Below are 25,940 nucleotides of genomic sequence, written 5' to 3' on the forward strand. Positions count from 1 at the left end.
CGCCCCCCCCCCCCCCCCCCCCCCCCCCCCCCCCCCCCCCCCCCCCCCCCCCCCCCCCCCCCCCCCCCCCCCCCCCCCCCCCCCCCCCCCCCCCCCCCCCCCCCCCCCCCCCCCACTGCCGTATTTGGCGGGATGAATCCATGCCCTGCTCTGCGAGCGGCGTGAAGACGTGTCTGTAGATGGACGTTCTACGAGGTTCCCTCACTTAAGAATTTTTTTAAGTACATGTCCTTGACCGAAACAAAACAGCTGTGACACCTTGATTTGACGGGCAAACGGGCTTATTTGCGAAGCGAAATCGTCGTTTTCGACAAACTTTACAGACAAGCTGTCGGCTCGTATGCTGAGACTCATAAAAGAAATCTGCGAATTCAAAGGGTTCGCGCGGGGAATTCGGAGTGGTTTCCTCGCGGCGGACGAAACAGAAGGGGGTTCACATGACGTGAAAAAACGAGTCAGGCAAGTAGGAGGCGTGACGGCCGCATCGGTGGTCCTGTCGGCTGGGCTCATTGCAGGATGTGGGACGAATACGGTTCAGTCATCCCAACCCGCACCCACCTCGACACCGTCTAAGGCATCCGTTCAGTCGGTGCAGAAGGGCGGTACCTTGGTTGTCGCTTTGGCGCCCTCGACGAACATCAACTGGTACCTGCCTCTTACGAACTCGTCCAACGCAAGCATTTACAACGCGGGACTTCAAATTCTACTCTATCCGGGCGTCATCTATATTGGCAGCGACTACGCGATTGATTGGAATGATAGCTTCGCGAGCAGTATTGACTACAACGCTTCGGGGACGGTCTACACCATTCACCTGAAGAAGAACTGGGTGTGGTCCGATGGCAAACCTGTAACCGCCCAGGATGTGGTGTGGGACTACAACCTCATCAAGGCAACCGACGAGTCCAATGTGCCGCCTTGGCCGAACTACAACAAGGGTTCGGGCGGCGTACCCAACAACGTCAAGAGCGTGGTCGCGCTCGACAAGTACACGGTGCAGATCACGCTCAAGAAGCCCGTGAACCAGCAGTGGTTCATCTATAATGGCATCGGTCAGCTCACGGCTTTGCCCGAGCACGCATGGAACAAGTATCCCAACAATATGGCGCAGGAGATCGCGTACCTTGGCAAGGAAGCCACCAACGCGAGCTTCTTCACCGTGGTGGATGGCCCCTTCAAGCTCGTGAGCGCTAAGCAAGGTCAGGCATGGGTTCTGGTGCCGAATCCGACCTTTGCGGGTCACAAGAGCACGCTGGATAAGCTCATCTTCCAATACGAGGGCTCGGCCGACTCAGAATTCGCCGCACTCCGGAGTGGCTCGGTCAATCTGGGCTATCTCGACCCGTCGCAGTGGAACGCCAGGAGCAGCCTGCTGCAAATGGGCTACAAAATCGTCCCGGCTTACAACTTCGCCTACGATTTTATCGAGTTGAATCTGCAGAAGGGCTCGCCGCTTTACAGCGCCTTCAACGATTTGAAAGTGCGCGAGGCGCTGGAGTACGCGATGAACCAGAACCAGATTGACCAGGATATCTATCACGGCTTTGCGCCGCCGCTCTACGGGCCGATTCCTGCGCAGCCCAAGACGGTGTTCTACGATCCGTCTCTTAACAACCTGTTCGCCTACAATCCGACGAAGGCGAAGCAGCTGCTCGAGTCGGACGGCTGGAAAATGGAAAATGGCGTCATGACGAAGAACGGCCAGAAGCTCCAGTTCACCATGCTCGTCGACTCCGGATCTGAGTCCACGCTGCAGGAGGCGGAGCTCGTCCAGCAAGACTGGAAGCAGATTGGCGTGGACGTGACGCTGCAGCAGATGCCGTTTAACCAGGAAATCGGCATCATGAGCGACACGAAGAATCCCGGCAAGTGGGCGGCGGCAGCCGGCACAGGTATCACGTACGGCGGCTCCTATCCGTCTGGTGAGTTACTCTTTGAGCCCGGCGGCCTCGATAACTTCGGTTACAACGACCCGACGGCCGACAAGCTGATTGCGAAGACCACCGAGCCGGTCTCCTCGCAGGCCGAGAACATGAAGAATTTCTTCGCGTACGAGGATTACATCGCGAAGCAGTTGCCCGTCCTGTGGCAGAACGTCCCGGCCGGTATCACGGTCATTGCGCCCAACGTGCACAACGCGACCACGCAGGTCCTCAACCCGACGACCGGCTATTCTCTCCTCAACTACATCTGGATGTCCTCCAACAAGTGACGGCTCTCATTCGGGCAAGCCGCTTCTGGCTTGCCCGTTCGCATGGACTGGGTCGTTTCGACTCAGATCCCGAGGGATTTCGGCGCGTCCCTCGAATGTCCGGCCACGAACCGAGTGGTACCGGATGCGGATTTCCTGGGGCATCACGTCAGCCGCCTTCTCTGTCTTCTGCAGCGGCGTCTCCAGAACGCAAACGCGCCTGGCTTCGTTCGGCGCGAGGTGGAGTGCCGTCATTCGCCGCCCATCGACCATCGGCTCAATGGGCACAGCATCTCGCCCCCACATTCCCCACATCTTCACATCAAGCGCCGGCCCCGTTCCGCAGTTTCGGACTCGCGCCACCAGTTCCCCGTCGCACCACGCGAAGTCATCGATCACGACCACCGGCACATAGCCGACCCGCGCATCGCGCCGGATCTGGCACCAGGACGTGACGGCAATCGCGAGCGTACCCAAGGAAGACAGTACGCTGCACGCCTCCATGATGTCGAGTTCGATCACGCCTCGCACACACTTCGCCTCCCCCTTGGAGTATGTCCCGCTCTTTTTGGAAGAAACTGTGGAAAGATGTAGGGAGGAGGTCCAACATGCACGGATCGTTCGTATCTGTCGTGCCGTTCATCGTCCTCATTGCCGTGGCGCTCCTGACGAAACAGGTGATTGTGGGACTTGCGCTGGGGCTGTTCGTGGGCTGTTACCTTGAACATCCTCGCCCCATGGCCGGGCTGGAGGCGGCCATCGCGTACATCGGGCGCGAGGCAGGGATCTCGGGCAACGTGAATCTCATGCTGTTCCTCTACCTGTTCGGCTCGTTCGTCGGGCTGCTGCGCATCTCGGGCGGCGTGAAGGGATTCAGCCGGTGGATGGAGGGGCACATTCGCTCGCCGCGCGGTGCGTTTCTCTTTACCTGGTTGTCCAGCCTGTTCACCTTCATGGCGCCCGACTTCCGCATTCTCACCGTGGCCCCAATCGTGAGCCGGGTGTTCGATCGCTTTCATATCCGCAAGGAGCAAGTCGCGTTCACCATCGATGTGACGGCGACCCCGCTTTGCGCCATCGTCCCCGTCGGTACGGCGTTTGTCGCGTACATGGTGGGCCTCATGCACACGGCGGCGCACCACGCGGGATCCGCCTCGCCCTACGCCTTGTTTCTGGCTACACTTCCATACAATTTCTTTGCTTGGGCCATGCTTCTGACGGGCGCGTTCCTCACGTTCTTCCGCTTCTCCGGACGCGCACGCGCCGCAATCCCATCCGGCCATGTCGTCCCGCACCCCGAGGAGCGACGACATCGGCACCTGGTGCCTCGCTTGGCCTATGAGCGTCACGGCGCGTTCGCAGTGGAGACCGGCGCCGTCAGTTTTCCGCAGGACGCGGCCGTCCAGCGCGGCATCAGGCGGGAAGAAGGGGCCGAGGAGGATGTGCCCGATCCCGTCGAAGCGCTCGCGAAGCGGGCCCATCCCAATGCCTTGAACCTCATGGTGCCACTCGGTCTGCTGTTGGGGACCACGCTCTCCTTCACGGTCATCTCCGGCTACGCGCCGGGGCGCACACTCACGCAAGCGTTTGTCCAGGCCAACGAGGCGCAGGCCATGCTTGAGTCGCTTGTCCTCACCATCGTGGGGATGGCGGTGCTCTATGCGGTGCGAGGGACGCCGCTCAACCGGATCATGGTGGGCTTTCTCCAGGGAGGAAACGAGATGATGCCGGTCATCGTCCTCCTGGTGCTCATCTGGGCTGTCTCCGCGGTGGCGTCCGACCTAGGCTTCGCCCAGTTCTGCCAGCGCGAGATCGTACAGTACGTGCCAAAATCCCTAATCATTCCGGCGCTCTTTCTGTTCGGATGCCTGATCTCCTATGCGCTCGGCAGCTCGTTCGGCACGTGGGCCATCCTCATGCCGCTCGCCTTTTCGCTGGCCCAAGGCGGTTCAGGCGGCCTGGCGATCGCGGCGGGCGCCGTGTTTGCCAGCGGCACGTTCGGCGGCTTTGTTTCCCCGTTGAGCGATAACACCGTCGCCATGGCGACCGTCATGAAGGTGCCGGTCATGGCGTACGCCAATTACAAACTGAAGACCGCGCTCATTCCTGTGGCGGCGTGTACCCTGGGCTATTTCCTCTTAGGCGAGATCGCGCGTTGAAATGGCGAAGCGCTGATATGGCGAAGCGCCATGGTCTTTTTCGCGCACGCAATCGGCCGTCCATCCCTCTTGCTGGGGGCAGGTGGCTGCGGTATCGTAATAGGGCTTGAGACCGGAGTGGAGGAAGGTGATGTCCTATGCGCCCGCAATCCCTGCTGAAGTCCTACATCTGGGAGCATCGCTTCGGGTATCTCGGATCGACGCTTTCCATTCTCATCTCCGAGTGGATTTTTGTCCAATTTCCCAATGTGCTCGGCCGCTTTACCGACGCTTTGAGCCAGCATCGGTTGAGCGGCCGAGGCATTTTCACGTATGCGCTCCTTCTCATGGCCGTTGGAACGCTCTACGTGTTCTTCTATGGAATCGGTCAGTCGCAGAACGGGCGCGCAGCGCGCGGGTTCGAATACTTGCTGCGTACGAAGCTGTTCGCTCATTGGGAGAAAATGGATGTTGACTATTTTCGCCGGCGCAGCATCGGCGACCTGTTGAGCCACGCCATGAACGACGTTCAGCAGGTCCGCGAGGCGCTGTCCGGCGGGCTGAACATCCTCACCAACGCCGTGTTCCTGCTCATCGCCACGCTGGTCATGACGTTCACCACCGTGAGCTGGAAGCTCACCCTTCTCAGCCTGATCCCGCTTTTGTCGATCCCGTTCTTCGTGGTGTGGATAGGACCCAAGGTCCGCGCGTCCTCGCGCCAGGTCCAGGAGGCCCTCTCGTCCATGTCGGAACTGGCGGAAGAGAGCTTCACCGCCATCCGGCTCGTGAAGGCGACCGCCAACGAGCGCATCGAGGTCGCGCGCTTTGCCGATCGCGTCGAGCGGATCGCGGCCGAACAGATGTCGCTCGTCCGCAAGCAGGCGGCGTTCCAATCCATCATTCCCACCGCGAGTTCGGTCGCGTTCGGGGTCGCGCTGCTCTACGGCGGCTGGCTCACGATTCGGCACGACATTCCCATTGGCTCGTTCGTCGCATTCACGCTGTATCTCGGCCAGCTGGTCGTGCCGCTCCAACAGATTGGCCAGGTCATCAACTCGTATCAGCGCGCATCGGCCTCGATGGCGCGCCTGGACGCGCTGCTTCAGGAGAAGCCGGCCGTGGCGGATCCCCCGCATCCCGTGCGCCTCGACAGGATGGAGGGCGCCATCGACATTCATCTCGATGCGTTCACGTACCCGGACGGCAGGCGTCCCGTGTTGCGTGACATTCACCTCTGCGTCCGCCCAGGCCAGACCATCGGCATCGTGGGCCGGACAGGATCCGGAAAAACGACGCTCGTCAGCCTGCTGCCCCGCATTTACGATCCGCCGCCGGGGACCATTCGGATCGACGGTTGCGACGTGCGCGACCTGTCGCTGGAGCAGCTGCGCAAGGCCATTGCGTTTGTGCCGCAGGACGGGTTTTTGTTTTCCACCACCCTGCGGGAGAATATCGCCTTCGGTCGGCCCGACGCGACCGAGGAGGACATTGTGGCAGCGGCCCGTGCGGCGTGTCTTGAAGACGACGTCGCGAGGTTTCCGGACGGCTACGACACGCTTGTCGGCGAGCGCGGCGTGACGCTCTCGGGCGGGCAGCGCCAACGCACGGCCATCGCCCGGGCGTGGCTGAAGGACGCGCCCATTCTCATTCTGGACGACTGCCTGTCCGCGGTCGACATGGAGACGGAAAAGCGAATTCTCGCCTCTTTTCGCGCGGTGCGCCGGCGCCGAACCGTGTTGGTCATCGCGCACAGGCTGTCCGCGGTGCGCGACGCGGACTGGATTCTCGTCATGGACGAAGGCCGGATCGCCGAGCAGGGGACGCACGACGATCTGGTCCGCAAAGGAGGCATCTATGCGGAGATGTACCGGTTGCAGGCGAGAGAGGAGGAGGTCTCGTGAGGCAGGAGAATCGGACTGCGTCGCCCGGCCTCAAATCGCTCGCGCGGCTTCTGCCTTTCGCCAGGCCGTACGCCTGGCAGTTTGCCGCCGTGATCGCGCTCGTCATCGTGTTCAACGCCTCAAGCGTGATGCAGCCTTACCTCGTGAAAATCGCCATCGATCAGGACCTTGCGACGCGCCATCCGGACCCAAGAGGGCTTTGGGACATCGCCTTGCTCTACATCGGCGTCGTAATCGCGGGCGTCGCGGCCAACTACCTGCAGATCACGCTGTTGCAGAAGGCCGGACAGAGCGTCATCCGCAGCATCCGGGTCGGGCTGTTTGAACACATCGAGCGCCAGTCCATGCGGTTCTTCGACAGTCGGGCCGTCGGCGCGCTCGTCGCGAACGTGTCCAACGACACTGAGACGGTCAGCCAGTTCTTTACCAATTTCTTCTTGAGCATGATTCGCGACGGGCTGTCCATCATCATGATCCTCATCGCGATGTTTCGCCTCGACGTGCGCATGGGTCTGTTTTCGCTCGTGCTCGTGCCCCTCATTTTCGCGGTGGCGGCCGCCTTCCGCGGGGCGCTTCGGCGCCGCTACCAGCGAACCCGGACGCTGCTCGCCAGCATGGTGGCCTTTCTCGCCGAAAATTTGGCCGGCATGCGGATCACCCAACTGTTTCACCAAGAGGCGCGGCAGGCAGGGAAGTTTCGCGATCTCGCCGGACAACACCGCGACGCCAACATCCGCGAGTACTTCACGTCCGTCTGGTTCAATCGGACGTTCGAGATGCTCGGCAATCTGTCTGTCGCGGCCGTGGTGTATCTCGGCGGGACCGCTGTCCTTGGCGGCGCCATTCCGTTCGGCACGCTGTACGCGTTCATCCGCTACATCCAGCAGTTCTTCCAGCCCATCAACGCGATGACGCAGCAGTGGAACACGCTCCAGTCCGCGATGGTGGCGGCCGAGCGGATTGGCCAGATCCTGGAGGTCGAACCCGAGGTGGTCGATCCGGAGCGGCCCGTGCCCCTGCCCTCCGCCGCGCGCGGCCGGGTGGAGTTCCGCCACGTCACGTTCGGATACGACGCGCGCCACCCCGTCCTGCGAGACATCTCGTTCACCGCGGAGCCCGGGTCGTTCGTCGGGATCGTCGGGCCGACCGGCGCGGGCAAGAGCTCGCTGATGAGCCTGTTGCTTCGCTTTTACGATCCCGACGAAGGCGACGTGTTGCTCGACGGCATTCCCGTGCGGTCGCTCGCGCAGGACGCCTTGCACCGGTTCGTCGGCATTGTGCAGCAGGATGTGCATCTGTTCACCGGCACCATTCGCGACAACATCCGACTGTTTCGACCGGACGTCTCGGACGAGCGCGTGGAGGAGGCGGCGCGTGCGGTGGGGGCGGATCGCGTGATTGCGAAGCTCCCGGACGGCTACGAGACGTTCATCTACGGCCGCGGAGCCAATCTGTCGATGGGGGAGCGGCAACTGATTGCGTTCGCCCGCATCGTGGCGCTCGATCCGCGCGTCCTCATCCTGGATGAGGCGACGGCAAACCTGGACAGCCAGACCGAGCAGTGGGTGCAGCAGGGGCTGCGGGCGGCGAGCGAGGGGAGGACCACGCTGGTCATCGCGCATCGCCTCGCCACCATTCGCCATGCGGATCAGATCCTCGTGCTCGATCGCGGCCGGATCGTCGAACGAGGCCGCCACGAGGATTTGGTCCGACTCGGTGGGCTGTACGCGCGCCTGCACGCGGAAAGCGGCGTCGAATCGCGCCTGTTGTCCTGATGCAGCTGTGTGGGGTGCCATTTCGAAAGACGCACGCCCACCTCTGTGCTATGATGGTAAGGACGTTCTTGGCAAGGAGCGTGCAACCTTCCGGCGGGAGGAATCGCGGTGACGCCCAGATCGCAGTTCACGCTAGGAGACATCTTTCGCATCTCGTTGGCCGCCTATCGCCAGCGATTTCGATCGCTGATGGGAATCTCGCTCGTCTTTCTGCTTCCGTTCGACATCATCAACGCGTACGTGCAGTCGAGATTCCTCGATGCGGGGCGGTTGCCCGCGAACTGGATGACGAAGGTTCAGGAGGCGCACTCCCTGAGTGAAGCTCTCTCGGCCATCCCGCAGGCGTACACCACGTGGATGCCGTTTGTGCTAACGTTGTATTCGCTCGTCGTCTTGCCGCTCATGGCCGTCGCGACGAGCCGTGTCACCGTCGGCATGGTCGTGCACGGGTTTGACGTGCCGGTTCAGGAGGCGGGCAACGACGCCTTTCGCAAGTGGCCCATGTCGTTTGCCACGCTGCTCATGGTGGATTTGCTTTACTTCATTGCCGCGCTTGTGGCTTCGTGGGTGATCGGGCTTTGCGCCGGTATTGCGGCGAGTGCCTCGCAGGCGTTGGCCGCGATCATCGCCGTGGTCGGTCTGTTGGCCGCCTTCGCGGGCTCCGTGTGGTACTGGGTCAGGGCGGCGTTTGTGCCGTACGTCATCGCGGAAGAGAAGCGCGGCTATGCGACAGCCCTGCGCCGCTCGTTTGAGTTGACCAAGGGCGAGGTGTGGAGGCTCATCGGCTTCTTTCTCGTGCTTTCATTCCTTTTGTCGGCGGCGGACGGGTTCCTGCTGCTTGTGGGCAGCGTGTTTGCGTGGATCCCCGGCCTCGGCATCGTGGTGGCCGTGGTTGCGTCGCTCATCGTGGTGCCGTTTGGCTTCGTGGCGGTCGCCGTCATGTATGTCGATCTCCGTATGCGGAAGGCGTGAGGACGTTTGGCTCGTGTTCTAACCTGGTTTCGGCTCGACGCGGTCCTATTGTTGGGCTGGCTGCTCTACTTTGCCTACTCGGCTTCGGCTCCTCTGAGCGATCCCGACACGCCTTGGCACTTGGCCACGGGCTCTTGGATTCTCGCGCATCATCACGTGCCGACGCACGATCCGTTTTCGTGGTCCATGCGCGGCCAGCCCTGGGTGACCCAGGAGTGGCTGTTTGAAGTCGTACTCGCGTGGTGCGCCCATCACTTCGGCTTTCCAGGTGTGTACGCCATCCTGGTGGGGCTCGAGACGTTGACCGTTTGGTTTGTCTATCGCCTGGGGCTTGTGTTGTCCCGAGGAAACGCGGTGTTTGCCGCCATCGGCGCGGCCCTCGCGGTGGCCGCCGGCATGCCTTTTTGGGTCGTGCGCCCTCAGCTCGTCTCCTACACCATGTTTGCCCTCTTTTTGCTTTTGCTCGAGCGCGTGCGGAGGGGAAGCGTCGCGTACGCCTTTTTGTTGATCCCGCTCACTTGGATCTGGGCCAACGCGCACGCCTCCGTGTCCATCGGCATCGCGATGATCCTGTTCGAAGTGTTCGTGTCCTTCCTACCGACGGTCGGACGCTTCCAAGGACAAGCTCTGCCCATGCGAACGCGAATCCTGTTGCTGGTCGTCGCGGCTCTGTGCCTGGGGACAGGGCTCCTCAATCCCAATGGCATCCATGAGTTCACCTACGCGCTGCTCTCGAACAACGCGCTCATGGTGAACTCCATCAACGAGTGGCATTCTCCGAACTTTCACAGCCAGTATTACAAGTACGGCGTGATCCCGTTCCTCTTCCTGATTGTGCTCGTCGCGATCGCGCGGACCCGCAATTTGCCCTGGAAATACGTGCTGTACTTCTTTGCCTGCTTTGCGCTCACGCTTGTCTATCAGCGGTTCATGCCCTATCTCGCCATCGCGGGCGCGCCGCTCATTGCGCTGTTGAGCTTTGACTGGCTCCGCGTCCTGCTGCGCCCCAGGCGCCTGCTGCGCATGGTCTGGCTGGTGGCGATGCTCGGCGAAATCGCGGACTTCGCGCTTCGGATGCCGAACATTGAAGGACCGGTTTCGGCACATATGAATCCCAACGCGTACCCCGTGGCGGCGGTGGACTACCTGAAGTCCCATCACATCCCGGGGCCGCTCCTGAATGCGTATGACTTCGGCGGCTACCTCATCTATCGCGGTGTTCCCACGTTCGTGGATGGACGCACGGACATCTATCTGCGATCCGGCGTGTTCGCCAATTATATGGATCTGCAAAATCTGGCGCCCGATGCGCCGGCACTGTTGCAGCAGTATCACTTTCAATCCGCGATCCTGCCGCCGGGCTATAGCCTGACGACCTATCTGGAGAACAATTCGAACTGGACCCTCGTCTATTCGGACAACGTGGCGGACATCTTCGTACGCAACGCGTCCACGACAGGCTGAGGAGGGATGCGAATGGCATCGTCGGCTTGTCCCGAATGCGGGCGGCCCGCAAGGCGAGTCGCTCTTCGCACCGTGAAGGCGATGCTCACCGGACTGGCGCTTCGGCGCCTTCGCCCGCACGACGATTTTCGCTTTTGCGGGTCCGCGGAATGCGACGTCGTCTACTTTTCCTCCGAGCAGACGTTTCGCGTGACCGACGTGAGGGAACGCGTGTTTCAAAAGGATCCTTCGGGCGATGCCCCTGTGTGCTATTGTTTCGACTGGACACAGGCGTCGCTCGTCGCCGCCGCAGGCCGCGGAATCCGGCCCGACGAGGAGATTGAGGGACATGTGCGCGAGGGACGATGTGCCTGCGATCTGCGCAATCCACAAGGCGCCTGCTGTCTCGGCAATGTGAAGGCGGTTCTCGCGCAGGTTCGTGAAGGCTCCTCAGATCCTCGCGGCCCGGCTCGACGCGAATTCGGGCGAATATGATGTGGTGCGTTGGCGGCGAATTTGTCGAATGGAGGCAACGATTTCTCGTTGCGTCGAGCGCAGATTCGCTATAGCATGTTCACATGGCGATGCTTTATCTCAGTGAAGTTCTAGTGTGAGAAAGGGGTCAATGTCTTGGGACTTGATCGCGCATTGCGAGAAGAAAAACCGCGTCCCGCCTTCATCGTGTCTTCGCGGGAGGTGGGCTTGCGCCGCGATCTGCGATCGCGCCATTTGTCCATGATCGCCATCGGGGGCGCGATCGGCACGGGCGTGTTTGTCGCGAGTGGATCGTCCATCTCCACGGCCGGGCCGGGCGGCGCGCTGCTCGCCTATATCATCGTGGGCATCATGGTGTACTTCGTGATGACCAGTCTCGGCGAGATGGCGACCTTCATGCCGATTGCCGGATCGTTCGAGCAGTATGCCACGCGCTTCGTCGATCCGGCCCTTGGCTTCGCGCTGGGATGGAACTATTGGTACACGTGGACCGTGACGCTGCCGGCCGAACTCGCGGCGGGCGCCATGGTGATGAGGTACTGGTTTCCGCATGTGCCTGCGATCGTATGGAGCGCCGCGTTTCTCGCCCTTCTATTTTTGCTGAACGTGGTGAGCGTGAAAGGCTATGGCGAAGGCGAATACTGGTTTGCCGGGATCAAGGTCATTACCATCATCGCGTTCATTCTCGTGGGCCTTGCCATGATCTTTGGGATTCTGGGCGGGCATCCTGTCGGATGGCATGTGTTCATGACGGGGGGCACGCCTTTTCACGGGGGATGGATTGGCTTCCTGAGCACCGTCATGGTCGCGGGCTTCGCGTTTCAGGGGACGGAACTCGTGGGCCTCGCGGCGGGCGAGAGCGATCACCCCGAGCGCAACGTGCCGCGCGCTATTCGAACGGTGTTTTGGCGCATCCTGCTGTTTTACGTGCTCGCCATCTTCGTCATTGGCATGCTCATCCCGTACACGGATCCGAACCTGCTGAACGCGAGCGTGAACAACGTCGCCATCAGTCCGTTCACACTCGTCTTTCGCCGGGCGGGCTTCGCGTTTGCGGCGGGCGTGATGAACGCAGTCATTCTGACCGCGGTGCTTTCCGCAGGCAACTCCTCTCTGTACGCGTCGAGTCGCATGCTTTGGGCCCTCGCGTGCGAAGGGAAGGCCCCAAAGGTCTTTGCCAAGGTCAACCGCCACGGCGTTCCGATGAACGCCCTCTATGTGAATACGGTGATTGGCTTCGTGGCCTTCCTGTCCTCCGTCGTAGGAAATGGCGCCATTTACACGTGGATGCTCAACGCGGCCAGTCTGACGGGCTTTCTCGCCTGGTTCGGCATCGCCGTGAGCCACTACCGCTTTCGCAAGGCCTATTTGGCGCAGGGGCGCTCGCTCAGCGATCTCGCGTACCGCGCGAAGTGGTATCCGTTCGGTCCGCTGTTCGCCGCGGTTCTGTGCGCGGTGGTCATCATTGGGCAGGACACCAGCGTCTTTACGGGCGGCAAGATCGACTGGATGGGCGTCGTGGCGACTTATATCGGGATTCCACTGTTCGTCGTCCTTTGGCTTGGTTACAAATGGGTGAAGAAGACCAAGGTCATTCCGCTGCAAGAGGTTCAGTTCGAAGAATGAGTCGCGATCACAAGAAAGGCGGCCCTCGTCGGCCGCCTTTCTTTAGGCGCGGTTTGACTGAATTTTTTCTTCGATTCGCTCCGTCTGCTTCTTCATGTACCGGTTGAAAGCTATGATACCGACGCCGAAAAGAAGGATGAACGCGACTTTGGTGAGCATCTTCTTCGCACCTCGAATGACAGAATCCAGGATGAAGGTGTTGCTGTTCTCAGTCTAACCCAATTGTCTTGAATTAAACTTGGGCGAGGGACGGATTGCGCCGGTGTCCCCGGTTCACACAGAAGAGACATGCCACCTTCGGTGAGGGTTCATCGGAGGATTGCCGCACAAGACTAGGCACCTCCCGCATAGGCTTGAGTGATAAGCCGCGAGGAGGTTTGCTTCATGCTCATTCACCGCGTGGAGCCCGGCGAAACGCTCGAGGACATCACGTCCAGGTACGGCGTCTCGCTCCGGGATGTGTTGCGATACAACGAACTGGCCTCCAAAGACGTGATCGTGCCTGGCATTGCGCTTCTCCTCCCAAAGGGCCCGCCGCTCAACGTCATTCGCCACGAGGTGAGACCCGGAGATACGCTCACCCGCTTGGCCCAGCGCTACGGCGTTTCAATCGACGCGATCGCCAACTGGAACCCGGGTCTGTCCGCACAAGGGGCCTTGCCGCCAGGCACCACGGTCAACATCCCCGGCACGCGAACCGACAGGTTTCCCATCGTCGTGAACGCGTACCTTGTGCCCTCGGGCAACGAGAATGACACAAACATTCTCCAGGACGTGTCGGACCTCACCTACGTCTGCGCGTTCAGCTATCGCGTGCAACCCACGGGCGATCTCGACCCTCCCAAGGACAGGACCATGCTGACAGCGGCTAAGAAATTCCAGATCGCTCCGCTTGCCACGCTCACCAACTTCAACGGCAATCAGTTTCGCCCGGATGTGGCACACGCGATCCTCCACTCTCCGAGTCTGATGCGCCGCGTGATCGACCAAGCTGTGCGCATTTGCGAAGAGAAGGGGTACCAGGGCATCAACGTCGATTTCGAGCACATGCATCCGGGCGATCGCGAGGCATACACCGCGTTTGTCCGCGCGCTCGCAGCGGCGCTTCGCCCGCGCGGTTACAGTGTGTCCCTTGCGCTCGGTCCGAAGTCGTCAGATGAGCCGGACGCGCCCTGGATGGGGGCGTTCGACTACGCCGCATTGGGCGACGCGGTGGATTTCGTCATGCTCATGACCTACGAATGGGGGTGGGTTGGTGGCCCGCCGATGCCCGTGGCGCCGGCCGATCGCGTGAAGGAGGTCCTCGAGTACGCGACGGGCGTGATCGACCCGAAAAAGATCCTCATGGGGATGTCGCTCTACGGCTACGATTGGCCCTTGCCCTATGTCAAGGGCAGGACGCGGGCGAGCAGCATTGCGAACAACGACGCACAGAATCTCGCCATCGCGGAGCGGGTGCCTGTCGACTGGGACCAGACCGCGGCGTCGCCCCACTTCCAGTACGAAACCGCCGGCACGAAACACGTGGTTTGGTTCGACGATGCGCTGAGCGCAGCCGTCAAGCTTGCGCTGGTCGACGCGTTCGGCCTGCGCGGCGTGTCGCTCTGGGTCTTGGGGAACGAGTTTCCGCAGCTCTGGTATTTGCTGAAGGATGGGTATAAGCTGGAGAAGGTATGAGTATTCGCAAATCGGGACGGGAGAGACCGACGTGTCGCCTTCACTGCTGTACCTAGGGTGCGAAGCCCTGTGGCGTGATACCAAGTATGCGGTCATGACGCGAAACTATGCGCGGGTGGGCGAGTTGTCGTCTTCGCTTCGCGAAGCGCGTGGCGACGAGCGCGCGCTTCGCGCATGGCTGTACCGGTTGAAGTGTGTGGAACAAGAACCGATGACCCTTCCTGCGCTTCGCAATACGGCCTATCACCTGCTCGGGTATTGGAAGCGCCGCCTGCCGCCCGAAGACCGGCAACGGCTTGCGCAAAAGGTGCTGGACGATCCGGCGGGCGTGATCGCCGAACTTGGCGATCGCGTCCGCCGCGACGGACCGCTGTATCTGGCGACGTCCTACGTGTTTCGGGCCCAACCGTGGAATGAGGCCGCGTTTCGCCACCAAGGGACGTTGTACCAAATCGCGGTCGATGCGGAGGAAGCGCTTGCGGCGAGCGATCCAGAGAAGCTGAGGATTCGTATTCATCCTGTGGGGCAAACGTCGGAAAAGGGATGATGGGACAAGCCCGAGCGTTTGTTGCATGGAGGTGAAGGCGTGAATCTGACGTTGTTCACGGATTACGCGCTGCGCGTGTTGATCTACACGGCGAATCAACCGCAAGGAAGGCTGGTGCAGGTGGACGAGATCGCGCGAGTCTATGGGATCTCGCGCAATCATCTGACCAAGGCGGTGCACCGCCTTGGTCAGATGGGCTATCTGGAAACCGTGCGCGGGCGGGGCGGAGGCATGCGCCTCGCGGTTCCGGCTGAAACGATCCGCGTCGGCGACGTCGTCCGTGTTCCAGGCTCCTTAGGGTCAGCAGGATCGAAAGCGCGTGCGCAGAAATGAAATGTGGAGAGACTTGCGGACAGCATGCTTGTATCCGCGTTCGAGCCGTGGTACAGTATACTTAGTAATCCGATATTCGAAGTTGGAGAATGGAGAGATGCGCATGTCCGAAGTGCACACGCTGCCGCGCCTCAACGAGCCGGCCCCGGACTTCGAGGCGAATACCACGCACGGGAAGCTCAAGCTGAGCGACTTGCGTGGGAAGTGGGTGGTGTTGTTCTCTCACCCGGCCGACTTCACGCCGGTCTGCTCGACGGAATTTGGCGCTTTCGCACGCCGGTACGAGGAGTTTGAGAAGCGCAATGTTCAACTCATCGGCCTCTCCATCGACAGCGTGCAATCTCACTTGGCTTGGGTTCACGACCTTGAGAAGGCATTTGGCGTCAAAATTCCGTTCCCGGTCATCGCCGATCTCGACATGAAGGTCGCGAACCTGTACGGCATGATCCACCCGGCGGCCAACAACACGTCGACGGTGCGCACCGTCTTCTTCATCGACGACAAGGGCATTCTCCGCGCGATGATCTACTATCCGATGAATGTGGGACGCAACATCTCGGAGATCCTGCGCGTGATCGACGCGCTCCAGACGGCGGATCGCAACGGTGTTTCCTGCCCGGCCGACTGGCAGCCTGGCGATCCGGTGGTGGTGCCTGCGCCGGCGACGCTGGACGCCATCGAGAGCGAGGAAGAGGCTGCGGCCAAAGGGCTGGAGTACAAGACCTGGTATCTGCGCCTGAAGAAAGTCTGAATGGTAAGGGGCGAACGCGGGGCCGTCCGCAGCGTCGGATCGGCCCCGCCTTCATTGTCGCCGAATCGGGCGTCACGTCCCGCGATACAATCCCCTCGCGCCGATGAGGCGAGCGATTGCGACGCCGACTGCGAGCGCGATCGCAATCCCCGACGCAATCGGCAGCATGCTCGGCACGCCGCCCGCCGTGAACTGGACCCAGATGTACACGGGCAAGCTGTACGGATGGTACGCCATGAGCATGGTCGCGCCAAATTCGCCCAGGGCGCGTGCGAACGTCAAGGCCACGCCCGCCAGAATGGCCCCGGACGAAAGCGGTACGTACAGCCGCCAGAAGGTCGTCCATCCGTCCGCTCCCTCGAGTCGAAACGCCTCGTGCAACTCCTTCGGAACCTCTGCAAATCCCGCGCGCGACGTGAAGACCAGAAATGGGCTCGTCACGTACCACTGCGCCAGCACGATCCCGGCCGTAGACTGCGTGAGCGGCATGTGGTGTGCCGCTGCGAAACTGCCGATGGGCGTGTAGGGCCCAAAGACGTCCATGAGCGCCACGCCGCCGACGATGGGCGGGAGAACGAGCGGCAAAAGGAGCAGCGTTTCAAGCAGCCACTTGCCAGGAAACCGAAAGCGGACAAGGAGAAACGCCGCCGGTACGCCAAGCGCCACAGAAAGCGCGGTCGAGATGGCCGCGCTGACGACAGACGTCGCCGCCGCCTGCAGCAGTTCGGGATTTCGCCACGCCTCCGCCACGGCTCCAGGCGGTGCGGATGCGGTGAGGCGAATCATTGGCCACAGCGCATACGCCACGGACACGGCGCCCGCGGCGTACAGCGCTGACGTTCTCAGGCCGCGCCACATCGGTTCACGAACGCTCCGACAGGGATCGCAGGCTGGCGGGGACGGCCTGGAGATCGCCGTAGAACCGGATGGGCGTCGGCGTGAACCCGTCCTGCATCAGGATTTGATGGCCTTCGCCCACGGTCATGTAGCGGACAAACGCCGCCGCCTGCTGAGGATGCGGCGCGTGACTGAGGACGGTGATGGTGAACAGGATGGGTGCGCCCTTCACCGTTTTTCCGCCGCCCACGGGCGTCCACGACACTTTGGCGTACGCCTTGGCCAAGGCCGGATCGCCCAAGTTGATGGCGCTGGGCAACGTGATGTAGGGCACGTGCCACTCGATGGCTTCGTGTTTGTACGCGATCACGGCATCCATCTGTCCGCTCGTGAGTTGCGCGATCAGGTCCTCCTCCGGAAAGACCTGAGCCGGGTTTTCGTCGCTGCCGAGAATCGCCTTTTCGAGGTTTGGCTGATGATAGTACGCTTCGGCCAACTTCATCATGAGAATCGTGTTGACGCCCTTCGGATCCAGCTTGGGATCGGTCCTGCCGAAGCGGACGCCGGGCATCTCGAGCACCTTGTACCAAGGCATTTTGCCTTCTGCGGCGAGCTTGAACTCGCTCGCCACTTTGCTCTTCGGCGAATAGGCGATCACCAGTTCGTCCGTCGCGAGTGTGGCGTACCAGCGCGCCGCGTAGCCGTTGGATGGGCCCATGAGATCGTTCACATCGACGGACGGCGAGGCGCTGATGAACACGTCGGGATTGGCGAGCTTCGACGTGATCATATGTGCGAGCTCCGCCGAGCCAGCTCCTTCGCCTTGAAAGTCGACATGCAGAGCCTGATCCACGCGCGGCCGGATGACCTGCTCCATCACGTGCGTCATGGACCCTGCATACAGCACGGACAGCGGTACGGCCTTGGAGGCGGTCGAAGCCGCGCCCGTGTTTGTGGCCTGTTGGGCCTGCGGCACCGTTCCGCATCCTGTGGCCGTTGCAATCAGGGCGGCGAGCAAGCCGCCCACTGTGGAACGCGTCGGAAATCGCATCTCCATCCCCCTAGGTCAATCGATTCGGTTCCGCGCTCACCGGTGCGCCTGTCAAGGCGACGTCGTAGGGGCCATAGGCGGCGAGATCGCGCCGGAACCGGTCGGACTGCAATAGAAGAAGCACTTGCTGCACGCCGGGGTGATTTTCGTTGGCGCGCGGAATGACGAGCCAGGTCGTCTCTTCGCGGATGGGCAGGAAGGCGACTTCTTCCGTCGCGGCAGCTTCGTGGGCGATGCCGACATCCGCGCCGCCGAACGCCACGGCCCGGACCACCTCGTGGTGCGTCTTCGCCTCGATGTCGTAGCCGTCGACCTCCTCCGGTGACACACCCTCGCGGCGAAGCGCTTCGTCCACGAGCGCGCGGGCCCCAGCGCCGCTCGGCCGGTTGACGAGGCGCGGGTGCGCATCGCGAAAGCCTGCCTCCACCTGCCACCGCTTCGGATTGTGACGCGAAACGACCCAGCCCATGCGCGATCGCGCCAAGGACACAATGTCCCATTCCTTTCCCTTCGCGAGCGCGCGGACCTCGTCGAGCGTCCCGTGGACGCTTGCGATGTGGGTCGTCCCGGACTCCAATTCCGCAATGGCGTCCCGGTTGGTCGCGAGAAAGTGGACCGCTTCGCACGCGCGGCTCAGGCGATTCACCCAGGCGGCCAGCAGCGAGAGCGCTGGATCGCACCCCGACAGGAAGACGCGCGCCATCTTGCCGTCAAAGGGGGTCATCCAGTCCGTGCGTCCGCTCTCGTCGCGCAAGCCGTCTGAAGGAACAGGTTGAGCCGAGTCCACGAGCGATCTCGCCACGCGGACGCCCGCGATCTCCGCGAGCGCCAAGCGTTCCCTGCGCAAACGATCCGCGCCAAGGTCGAGCGGCGCTCCTTGTTCCGGATCAAAGAGCGACTCCACCGTGGTGCAAAGCGCTTTGGCAAGGCGCAAGGCGATATGCGTCGACGGACTGACTTTCCCCTGTTCAATGAGGCCCAATGCTTGTGGCGTGATCCCCACCCGGCGGGCGAGTTCAGATCGGCTCATGCCCGCGAGTTCGCGAAGGGGCTTCACGGCATTTGGGAATTTCATGAGGATCGCCTGCCTTGAAAGGATACTTTCAAGATAGCTCATTTGGCGTGAGGATGAAAGAATTTTTTGTCCTGCAGTCCCGTCGGCTTCACCTCGGCGGCGAGGTCAGCGGCGCGGGGGAGGGGGAAGGCGCATAAGAGGGAATTCAAATGAAAATCATTCATGTCAACAATGAAAGCGTTGACATCGCGAGAGAGTTCTCGTATGATGTCGGTGTTCAAGTTTGTGTAACCGTTTTATGAAACTGTTGCACAAGGAGGTGAGCGAGCTTGCGAGCGACCATCCGCGACGTCGCGAAGGCGGCGGGGGTGTCGGCTGCGACCGTTTCCCGCGCGCTCAATCGACCGGACTTGGTCGATCCCGAAACGCTGGAGCGGGTTCGAAAGGCGATGGAGGAGATGTCCTACCAGCCGAGCGCCATCGCCCGGGGGCTGTCGGCGCGGAGAAGCGATACGCTGGGTCTCATCGTGCCTGGCATCACCGATTTCTTTTTCAATGAGCTCTACAAAGGGATCGATCGCGCCAGCCAACAGCACGGCATGAAGGTGCTCCTGTACGACTCCGAGCATTCGCGCGAACGGGCGTTTGAGGGATTCTCCATCCTCAGCGGGTATCAGGTGTCGGGCATCATCTTCACCAGCAAACTGGTGACCGAGGATTACGATCCCATCCTTCAGCGCCTGAACGTTCCGGTGGTATTGACCCTCACTCAGAGCGTGGCCAAGACGCCTTTAACCGCGTTCCGCATCGATGAAGTGCGCGCGATGTTCGACGTCGTGGCGTACCTGGTGTCGAGAGGACACCGGCAGATTGCGATGATCGCTGGCAAGCTGTGGGACGACAGGACTGGCGAACTCCGTCTGGAAGGCTACCGGGAAGGCTTGCGCCATTTCGGGATCGAGTATTGCGATGCGCGCGTGGAGTTTGGCCAATACCGTTTCGACGATGGCTATCAGGCCATGCAGCGCTTGCTTGAGCGGATTCACGACGTGCCGTTCACGGCGGTGTGCACCGCGTCGGATGAAATGGCACTCGGAGCCATTCGCTGTTTGAATGACCACGGCTATCGGGTGCCCGACGATATCTCCGTGATGGGCTTTGACGATCTGCCCATCGCGCGGATGGTCACGCCGAGGCTGACCACCGTCGCTCAACCGTTTCTCGAAATCGGTGAAGAAGCTGTCAAGTGGTTGATCCGCGCGGCTTCACAGCCTCCGTCTCCTTCCGAGATCGGGGATTACCTGTTGCCTCATCGCCTGGTGGAGCGCGAATCGGTGCGTTCCATCTGTTGAAGTGTTCGCCTGCACGAACTGAAGACATTGTGGGGGGATGTGCAGATGAAGAACAAGGTCAAGCGTTGGACGAGCCTGGCCGTGGCGAGTTCCGCGACTGCGGCGCTCGTGGTGGGTTGCGGGCAACCGACCAACTCGGGATCGACGGCCAACACGAACGGTAGCGCATCGACCGTGGAAACATCGAACACAATGGTGAGCGTCGCTGGGGTGCGGATTGCAAAACCGACGCATCTCGTGAACTACAAGAACGCCTCCGGAACCATTGTTTGGGCCGAGTCGTTCACGACGGGGCCGACGGCGAGTGAGTTGGTCTCCGCGTTTGAGAAGAAATACCCAAAGATCAAAATCAAGCTGCAGGTGCAACCTTCGAATACGGATACGAACCGCGCCGACCTGACGGCGTCCATCAGCGGCGGATCGTCCACGCCTGACGTGTACATGGGCGACGTGATCTGGCCGGCGCAGTTTGCGCACAGCCAGCTGGCGGCTCCGCTTTCGGACTACCTGCCCACGTCTTTCTGGGCGCGGTTTTCGAACGGACTCGTGCAAGGCGCGACCTACAACGGCAAGGTCTACGCCGCGCCGCTGTTCGCCGACACGGCATTCCTGTATTACCGCAAGGACCTGTTGGCGAAATATCACCTGCCTGTGCCGAAGACTTGGGAGCAGCTGGAGTCGGAAGCCTCTTACATCGTGAAACATGGCGGAGCGAAGTACGGGTTCGTCTGGCAGGGCGCCGATTACGAAGGTCTCACGTGCGACTTTGACGAGTATCTCGCAGACGCGGGTGGCAGCGTGCTGACGAACGGCAAGGCCAGTCTGAACACGGCCGCCGCCAAGCAGGCTTTGTCCTTCATGCGCGGGCTGATCACGTCTGGCGTGACACCGCAATCGGTCGACACCTTCCAGGAGCCGCAATCGGAGAACGTGTTCACGCAAGGGAATGCGGTGTTCCTGAGGAACTGGTCGTACGCCTGGTCGGATTCTCAGAATCCAGCGAGCTCCAGGGTTGTGGGCAAGGTGGGCGTTGCGCCACTGCCGACGTTTGCCGGGCACGGCACCAGCGGGTACAGCACCGTCGGTGGATGGGATCTCTATTTGAATCCGCACACCAAGAACCTGGCGGCCGCGCTTCAGTTCATCGACTGGATGACGAGCCCTCAGGCACAGGAAATTCTGGCGGCGAACTCGGAGATGCCGACCATCAAGGCCGTGGCGGACAGCCCGTCGCTCGCCAAGTACAGCCCCGTGTTTGCGCTGTTGCCGCAGGTGAAGTTCGTCTCGCGTCCGGCACAGACGCCGAACTATCCATCGGTGTCCAAGGCCATTTACGACAACGTGAATGCGGCTTTGGCAGGAAGCGTGTCTGTGACGAAGGCGCTTCAAAACGCGAACCAGCAGATCCAGCAGGCTCTGAGCGGCAGCGGCTCGGGCGGTCTCTGATCCGAGCTATGGGCGGGCGCATGGCCGCCCGCCCATAGCCTATTCCCATGCTCAAACGGGTCGGAACGAGGATGCGCAAATGGAAGGGAGGCGAGTGCGCATGTCAACGGCGATGGAAGAGCGTGACTGGACCAGGTCGGCAGGCGGTCGGTCGAGCGTGGTGCGACACGATGTCCGTGCGGGTCTCGGGATGCTGATTCCGGCTGGTATCGTCATTCTGGCGGTTACGATTTTTCCTATCTTGTATTCGATTTGGATGAGTTTTAACGACATCCAACTGACTCAAAACGGATTTCAGTTTACGTTCAATGGCATTCAGAACTACGTCGACGTGTACTCGGCCCCGCTGTTTTGGCACAGCGTCTGGTTCACGGTGTATTACTCGATTGTCACAGTCGCGATCGAGCTGTTTTTGGGTTTGCTCATCGCCCTTGCCATTCAGAATGTCGAGAAGCTGAAGAGCGTCTCGGTCGTGGTGATGTTGATTCCGTGGTCGCTCATCACGGTCATTTCTGCGGAGATGTGGAGTTACATCTATAACGGCGTATACGGCGTGCTGAACGCCATCCTGCAGGGGCTCGGGCTCATTCACAATCCAATCAACTGGACGGGCGAACCAGTGACGGCCGTGATCGCGCTCATGGCCGCAGATATTTGGAAAACGACGCCGTTCGTGGTCATCATTCTGCTGAGCGGTTTGCAGATGATTCCCAAGGATTATTATGAGGCGGCTCGTATCGACGGCGCGAATGGGTGGCAGGTGTTTTGGAACGTCACGTTTCCTCAGTTGCGGGGAAGCATCGCCATTGCAGGGCTGTTTCGCATCCTCCAAGCGTTCGGCGTCTTTGACCTGCCGTTCGTGCTGACGCAGGGCGGACCCGGATCGACGACGACGTCCCTCGCGATGCTTGGTGAAGAGACGCTGTTCACCAATCTCCACTTCGGGTTGGGTGCCGCCGTGGCTGTCAGCACGGTGATTCTGATTCTCGGGGCTTGTCTCATATTCCTGTCCGCCTTTCGCGGGATGGTCGGGGAGGAAGCGCAATGAGGAAACCGCTCTATCAACGCGTCATTGGCTATGTCGTGCTCATCTTCTTTCTCGTCGTGATCTTGCTTCCATTTTACTGGATGTTTGTCACGTCGTTCGAGCCCAATTCCGACATCAGCGCTTATCCGCCCGCCTACTTCCCGCATCATTGGACGCTTTCGCACTATGAAGAGGCCTTCGGCCAGTTTCACTTTGGACGGTATGTCCTGAACAGCGTGATTGTGTCCATCGCGTCGACCTTTTTCGTGCTCGTGTTCGGTTCCATGGCTGGGTTTGCCATCGCGCGCCTTCCGCTCAAGGGAAAGCAGCCGATGCTGATCTTCTTGCTCATCATCTCGGTGTTTCCACCGCTTGTCGTGATCACGCCGCTCTACATGCTGCTTCGCGACGTGGGTTGGCTCGACTCGTATCAAGCGCTCATCATTCCGTATACGGCGTTCAATCTGCCTTTCGCCATTTGGATCCTGCGCAATTACTTTTTGCAGGTGCCGGGAGCTCTCTTCGAAGCGGCGAAAATCGACGGGGCGTCCGTCTTCATGTCCTACTGGCGGATTTTCCTTCCGCTCACCACGCCGGGGCTCTTCACCGCTGCCGTGTTCACGTTCGTGGCGTGCTGGACGGAGTTCTTCATGGCCCTCGTCTTCAATCCCGATAACACCATGCGCACCATTCCCGTCGGGATCGCGCTGTTCAGCGGCCAGTACACGGTGCCGTACGGTACCATTTTCGCCGGATCGGTCGTCTCCATTGTTCCTATCATCGTTCTCGTCATCATCTTCCGCCGCTGGATCGTGTCCGGCTTGACGCAGGGCGCGGTTAAAGGCTAACTTGGCCGTATCCAGCGCCGGCGATGAGGGGGCTTGCGATGTTGGACGTGTTGGGCATTGGAGAAGTGTTGATCGATTTTAGCGTGGTCAGCGCGGGCGGCGTGCCCCAAATGTTCGGTTCTGCAGGCGGCGCGCCGGCGAATGTGCTCGCCGCCGTGGCCCGGCTGGGTGGTCGGTCCAGGATGGTCGCGGGCGTGGGAGACGACGCCTTCGGCGACTTTGTGTGCAGCGCGCTTCGGGCGGTGGGCGTGGACGACAGCGGTGTGGTTCGCGTCCCTGCGCGCACGACGCTGGCGTTTGTCCGAATCGGGGCGGACGGCGAGCGCTCGTTCTCGTTCGATCGCCATCCTGGCGCCGACACTCAGCTCGCGCCGGGCCATTTGCAGCCATCGTGGTTCGAAGAGGCGAAGGTCGTGCACATCGGCTCGCTCGCCCTGTCTCACGAACCCGCCCGGTCTGCGGTCTTCCGCGCGCTCGATCTCGCCCGCGAGCACGGGCGGGTGGTGACGTTCGACGTGAACTATCGCCCCGCGCTGTGGGAGCGGGCGAGCGACGCGGTGGAGCAGGCGCTGCGGATCATCGCTCGTGCGGACGTGGTGAAAAGCTCGGACGAAGAGCTTCGCCTTCTGACCGGGACGCACAACCCGGACGAGGCCCTGCTCCAGTTGGCCAAAGAATTCCCGCAAACGCGCTTCCTCGGGACGCTCGGCCGCGACGGCTCGCTCGTCGTGATCGACGGCGCATGCCGCCACATCCCCTCCATCCAGGTGGACGCTGTGGACACGACCGCTGCGGGCGACGCGTTTTTCGGCGCCCTCCTGTACCAGTTGACGCGGGACGCGGATCCCCCGGTGGTCCGGCACCGCGTTCACGAAGACGATTTTTGGACCTCCGCCCTCCGGTTTGCCAACGTCGCCGGCGCCATCACGGCCACGCGCCGCGGCGCGATCGACGCCCTGCCGACGCTTTCCGACATTTTGGAACATATGCCTGCTTGACACGCCGGTGAGAGAGAAGGTATAAAGGAGCAAAATGTCCAGAAACGTCAGGCGAGGCTCCTCTGGGGCACCGGCGACAGAGTCAGGGAGGATGCTTGGCAGATGCAGATACCCATTGGCCTCTTGGGGTGTGGCACCGTAGGCGCAGGCGTGGTATCGCTGGTGCGCAGAAGGGCGGATCGCGTGGCCGACATGACCGGCCTGCGCCCTGTGATTCGCAAGATCCTCGTGCGTGACCTGCACAAGGACCGCGGCGTCCAGTTCGTGCATGAAGAGCTGACCACTTCCGCCGAAGACATTCTGGGCGATCCGGACATTCAGATCGTCGTGGAGACCATCGGCGGGATCGAACCCGCGCGGACGTATATCTTGGAAGCCTTGGCGCGCAAGAAGCATGTCGTCACGGCCAACAAGGACCTCATTGCGCTTCATGGCCCCGAGATCCTGCAGACGGCCGCGGCCAACGGCGTGAGCATCCTGTTTGAGGCGTCTGTGGGCGGCGCCATCCCTTTGCTGGGGCCGCTGCAAGAGAACCTCACGGCAAATGAGGTCACGGATCTGAAGGGTATCATCAACGGAACCACGAATTTCATCCTCTCGAAGATGACCGAGGAAGGTTTGGACTTCGACGAGGCGCTTGCGCTTGCCCAGGAGTTGGGCTATGCGGAGGCCGATCCGTCGAGTGACGTGGACGGCCTGGACGCGGCGCGCAAGCTCGTCATTTTAGCTTCGATTGCGTTTCACACGGAAGTCCATCTGTCGGACGTGCGCGTCGAAGGCATTCGGCACGTGACCGCAAGCGACGTCCGCTACGCGGATGAGGCCGGATACGTCATCAAACTCTTGGCGGATGGTCGGGATCGCAACGGGCGGCTGTCCCTTTCGGTGCGCCCCACGCTGATTCCCAAGAGTCATCCGTTGGCGCACGTGTCCGACGCGTTCAACGCGCTGTTTGTCCGCGGCGACGCGGCGGGGGATCTCATGTTCTTCGGGCGCGGGGCCGGTCGAATGCCGACGGCGAGCGCCGTGGTCGGCGACATCATTGCGCTCGTCCGCAATTTGAAGCTTGGCGTGATCACGAGCTGGCCGTACGCGCTCGCGGGCAGCCGCAAGCCCGTGGTGGACTTCGAGGATGATCTCTACAAGTTCTACTTTCGCCTCATGGCCGCCGACCAGCCCGGCGTGTTTGCGCAAGTCGCGCATTTGTTCGGTGAACTGCGCGTGAGCATGGAGACGGTTTTGCAGAAACGCGTTGCGGGCGGGCAGGCCGAGATCGTCATCGTTTCGCATGAAATTCCAGGGAAACTGGCGCACGAAGTCGCCACGAGGCTTCGGTCGATGCCGAATATCGCAGTGGAAGCCGTGATGCCGGTCGAGCCGGTGAGCGAGTGAACGAGTGAGCGGGTGCCTGGGCACCCGCCTCATGTTTCCCGATGGTTCCGCATCGAAGGCCTCTTCAAAATGATATTGCAACCGTTTTCATGTTTTGGGTGGGGCGTTCGGCAATTGACAGTTTG

Annotated in this window: 22 protein-coding genes; 18 read left to right on the forward strand and 4 right to left on the reverse strand. The window is 61.4% G+C overall.

The genetic code is table 11. From position 1 onward, the window contains the following. Window positions 1-442: 442 nt before the first annotated feature. Complete coding sequence (locus J3481_RS09895) at window positions 443-2,212, forward strand: peptide ABC transporter substrate-binding protein (protein ID WP_328702096.1); 1,770 nt, start codon at window positions 443-445, stop codon at window positions 2,210-2,212. A gap of 6 nt (window positions 2,213-2,218) precedes the next feature. Here J3481_RS09895 and J3481_RS09900 read toward each other — a convergent pair whose 3' ends face one another. After that, entirely contained in the window at window positions 2,219-2,722 is a 504-nt protein-coding gene (locus J3481_RS09900) for a hypothetical protein (RefSeq protein WP_206831878.1), read from the reverse strand. A gap of 77 nt (window positions 2,723-2,799) precedes the next feature. On the opposite strand from J3481_RS09900, the gene J3481_RS09905 reads away from it, so the two are divergent. The 11 genes from J3481_RS09905 (at window position 2,800) to J3481_RS09955 (ending at window position 15,849) form a co-directional block, all read left to right on the forward strand. Next, entirely contained in the window at window positions 2,800-4,350 is a 1,551-nt protein-coding gene (locus J3481_RS09905) for a Na+/H+ antiporter NhaC family protein (RefSeq protein ID WP_206831879.1), read from the forward strand. A gap of 137 nt (window positions 4,351-4,487) precedes the next feature. Next, entirely contained in the window at window positions 4,488-6,230 is a 1,743-nt protein-coding gene (locus J3481_RS09910) for an ABC transporter ATP-binding protein (RefSeq protein WP_206831880.1), read from the forward strand. Continuing rightward, on the forward strand, window positions 6,227-8,005 hold the full coding sequence (locus tag J3481_RS09915; RefSeq protein ID WP_206831881.1) for an ABC transporter ATP-binding protein: 1,779 nt from the start codon (window positions 6,227-6,229) through the stop codon (window positions 8,003-8,005). The genes J3481_RS09910 and J3481_RS09915 overlap by 4 nt, the downstream gene beginning before the upstream one ends. 108 nt (window positions 8,006-8,113) lie before the next feature. Beyond that, window positions 8,114-8,977, forward strand: coding sequence for a hypothetical protein (locus J3481_RS09920; protein WP_206831882.1), 864 nt, complete (start codon window positions 8,114-8,116; stop codon window positions 8,975-8,977). Window positions 8,978-8,983: 6 nt separating this feature from the next. Continuing rightward, entirely contained in the window at window positions 8,984-10,441 is a 1,458-nt protein-coding gene (locus J3481_RS09925) for a hypothetical protein (RefSeq protein ID WP_206831883.1), read from the forward strand. 12 nt (window positions 10,442-10,453) lie between these two features. Continuing rightward, a complete protein-coding gene (locus tag J3481_RS09930) occupies window positions 10,454-10,915 on the forward strand; it encodes a putative iron-sulfur cluster-binding metallochaperone (protein WP_206831884.1) in 462 nt (153 codons plus the stop codon). A 135-nt stretch (window positions 10,916-11,050) separates the two neighbouring features. Further along, on the forward strand, window positions 11,051-12,541 hold the full coding sequence (locus J3481_RS09935) for an amino acid permease (protein ID WP_328702097.1): 1,491 nt from the start codon (window positions 11,051-11,053) through the stop codon (window positions 12,539-12,541). Between the two features lie 384 nt (window positions 12,542-12,925). Continuing rightward, entirely contained in the window at window positions 12,926-14,218 is a 1,293-nt protein-coding gene (locus J3481_RS09940; RefSeq protein WP_206831885.1) for a glycosyl hydrolase family 18 protein, read from the forward strand. Window positions 14,219-14,249: 31 nt separating this feature from the next. Beyond that, a complete protein-coding gene (locus tag J3481_RS09945) occupies window positions 14,250-14,765 on the forward strand; it encodes a DUF1722 domain-containing protein (protein WP_206831886.1) in 516 nt (171 codons plus the stop codon). Window positions 14,766-14,804: 39 nt separating this feature from the next. Then, a complete protein-coding gene (locus J3481_RS09950; RefSeq protein WP_328702098.1) occupies window positions 14,805-15,098 on the forward strand; it encodes an Rrf2 family transcriptional regulator in 294 nt (97 codons plus the stop codon). A 97-nt stretch (window positions 15,099-15,195) separates the two neighbouring features. Next, a complete protein-coding gene (locus tag J3481_RS09955) occupies window positions 15,196-15,849 on the forward strand; it encodes a peroxiredoxin (protein WP_206831887.1) in 654 nt (217 codons plus the stop codon). Window positions 15,850-15,921: 72 nt separating this feature from the next. On the opposite strand, the gene J3481_RS09960 is transcribed toward J3481_RS09955, so the two are convergent. From J3481_RS09960 to J3481_RS09970, 3 genes are read right to left on the reverse strand one after another with little or no spacing between them, the layout of a single operon-like run. Next, window positions 15,922-16,707, reverse strand: a complete 786-nt coding sequence (locus J3481_RS09960; RefSeq protein WP_206831888.1) for an ABC transporter permease subunit — start codon at window positions 16,705-16,707, stop codon at window positions 15,922-15,924. Window positions 16,708-16,711: 4 nt separating this feature from the next. Next, window positions 16,712-17,737 carry an extracellular solute-binding protein gene (locus tag J3481_RS09965; RefSeq protein WP_206831889.1) on the reverse strand — a complete coding sequence of 342 codons (1,026 nt, stop codon included), beginning with the start codon at window positions 17,735-17,737 and terminating at the stop codon, window positions 16,712-16,714. A gap of 10 nt (window positions 17,738-17,747) precedes the next feature. Further along, complete coding sequence (locus J3481_RS09970) at window positions 17,748-18,812, reverse strand: substrate-binding domain-containing protein (protein ID WP_236011522.1); 1,065 nt, start codon at window positions 18,810-18,812, stop codon at window positions 17,748-17,750. A 269-nt stretch (window positions 18,813-19,081) separates the two neighbouring features. Here J3481_RS09970 and J3481_RS09975 point away from each other — a divergent pair, with 269 nt between their 5' ends. From J3481_RS09975 to J3481_RS10000, 6 genes are all read left to right on the forward strand, one after another. Continuing rightward, on the forward strand, window positions 19,082-20,104 hold the full coding sequence (locus tag J3481_RS09975; RefSeq protein ID WP_206831891.1) for a LacI family DNA-binding transcriptional regulator: 1,023 nt from the start codon (window positions 19,082-19,084) through the stop codon (window positions 20,102-20,104). Between the two features lie 45 nt (window positions 20,105-20,149). Next, a complete protein-coding gene (locus J3481_RS09980; protein ID WP_206831892.1) occupies window positions 20,150-21,550 on the forward strand; it encodes an ABC transporter substrate-binding protein in 1,401 nt (466 codons plus the stop codon). Window positions 21,551-21,650: 100 nt separating this feature from the next. After that, entirely contained in the window at window positions 21,651-22,598 is a 948-nt protein-coding gene (locus J3481_RS09985; protein WP_206831893.1) for a carbohydrate ABC transporter permease, read from the forward strand. Beyond that, window positions 22,595-23,425, forward strand: coding sequence for a carbohydrate ABC transporter permease (locus tag J3481_RS09990; protein WP_206831894.1), 831 nt, complete (start codon window positions 22,595-22,597; stop codon window positions 23,423-23,425). The genes J3481_RS09985 and J3481_RS09990 overlap by 4 nt, the downstream gene beginning before the upstream one ends. 38 nt (window positions 23,426-23,463) lie before the next feature. After that, the gene (locus tag J3481_RS09995; protein ID WP_206831895.1) at window positions 23,464-24,423 is read left to right on the forward strand and encodes a carbohydrate kinase family protein; all 960 of its coding nucleotides are present in this window, start codon (window positions 23,464-23,466) and stop codon (window positions 24,421-24,423) included. Between the two features lie 102 nt (window positions 24,424-24,525). Next, complete coding sequence (locus J3481_RS10000) at window positions 24,526-25,815, forward strand: homoserine dehydrogenase (RefSeq protein ID WP_206831896.1); 1,290 nt, start codon at window positions 24,526-24,528, stop codon at window positions 25,813-25,815. Window positions 25,816-25,940 lie beyond the last annotated feature (125 nt).

It is taken from the genome of Alicyclobacillus fructus, assembly GCF_017329605.1.
GTDB classification, from domain to species: Bacteria; Bacillota; Bacilli; order Alicyclobacillales; family Alicyclobacillaceae; genus Alicyclobacillus; species Alicyclobacillus fructus.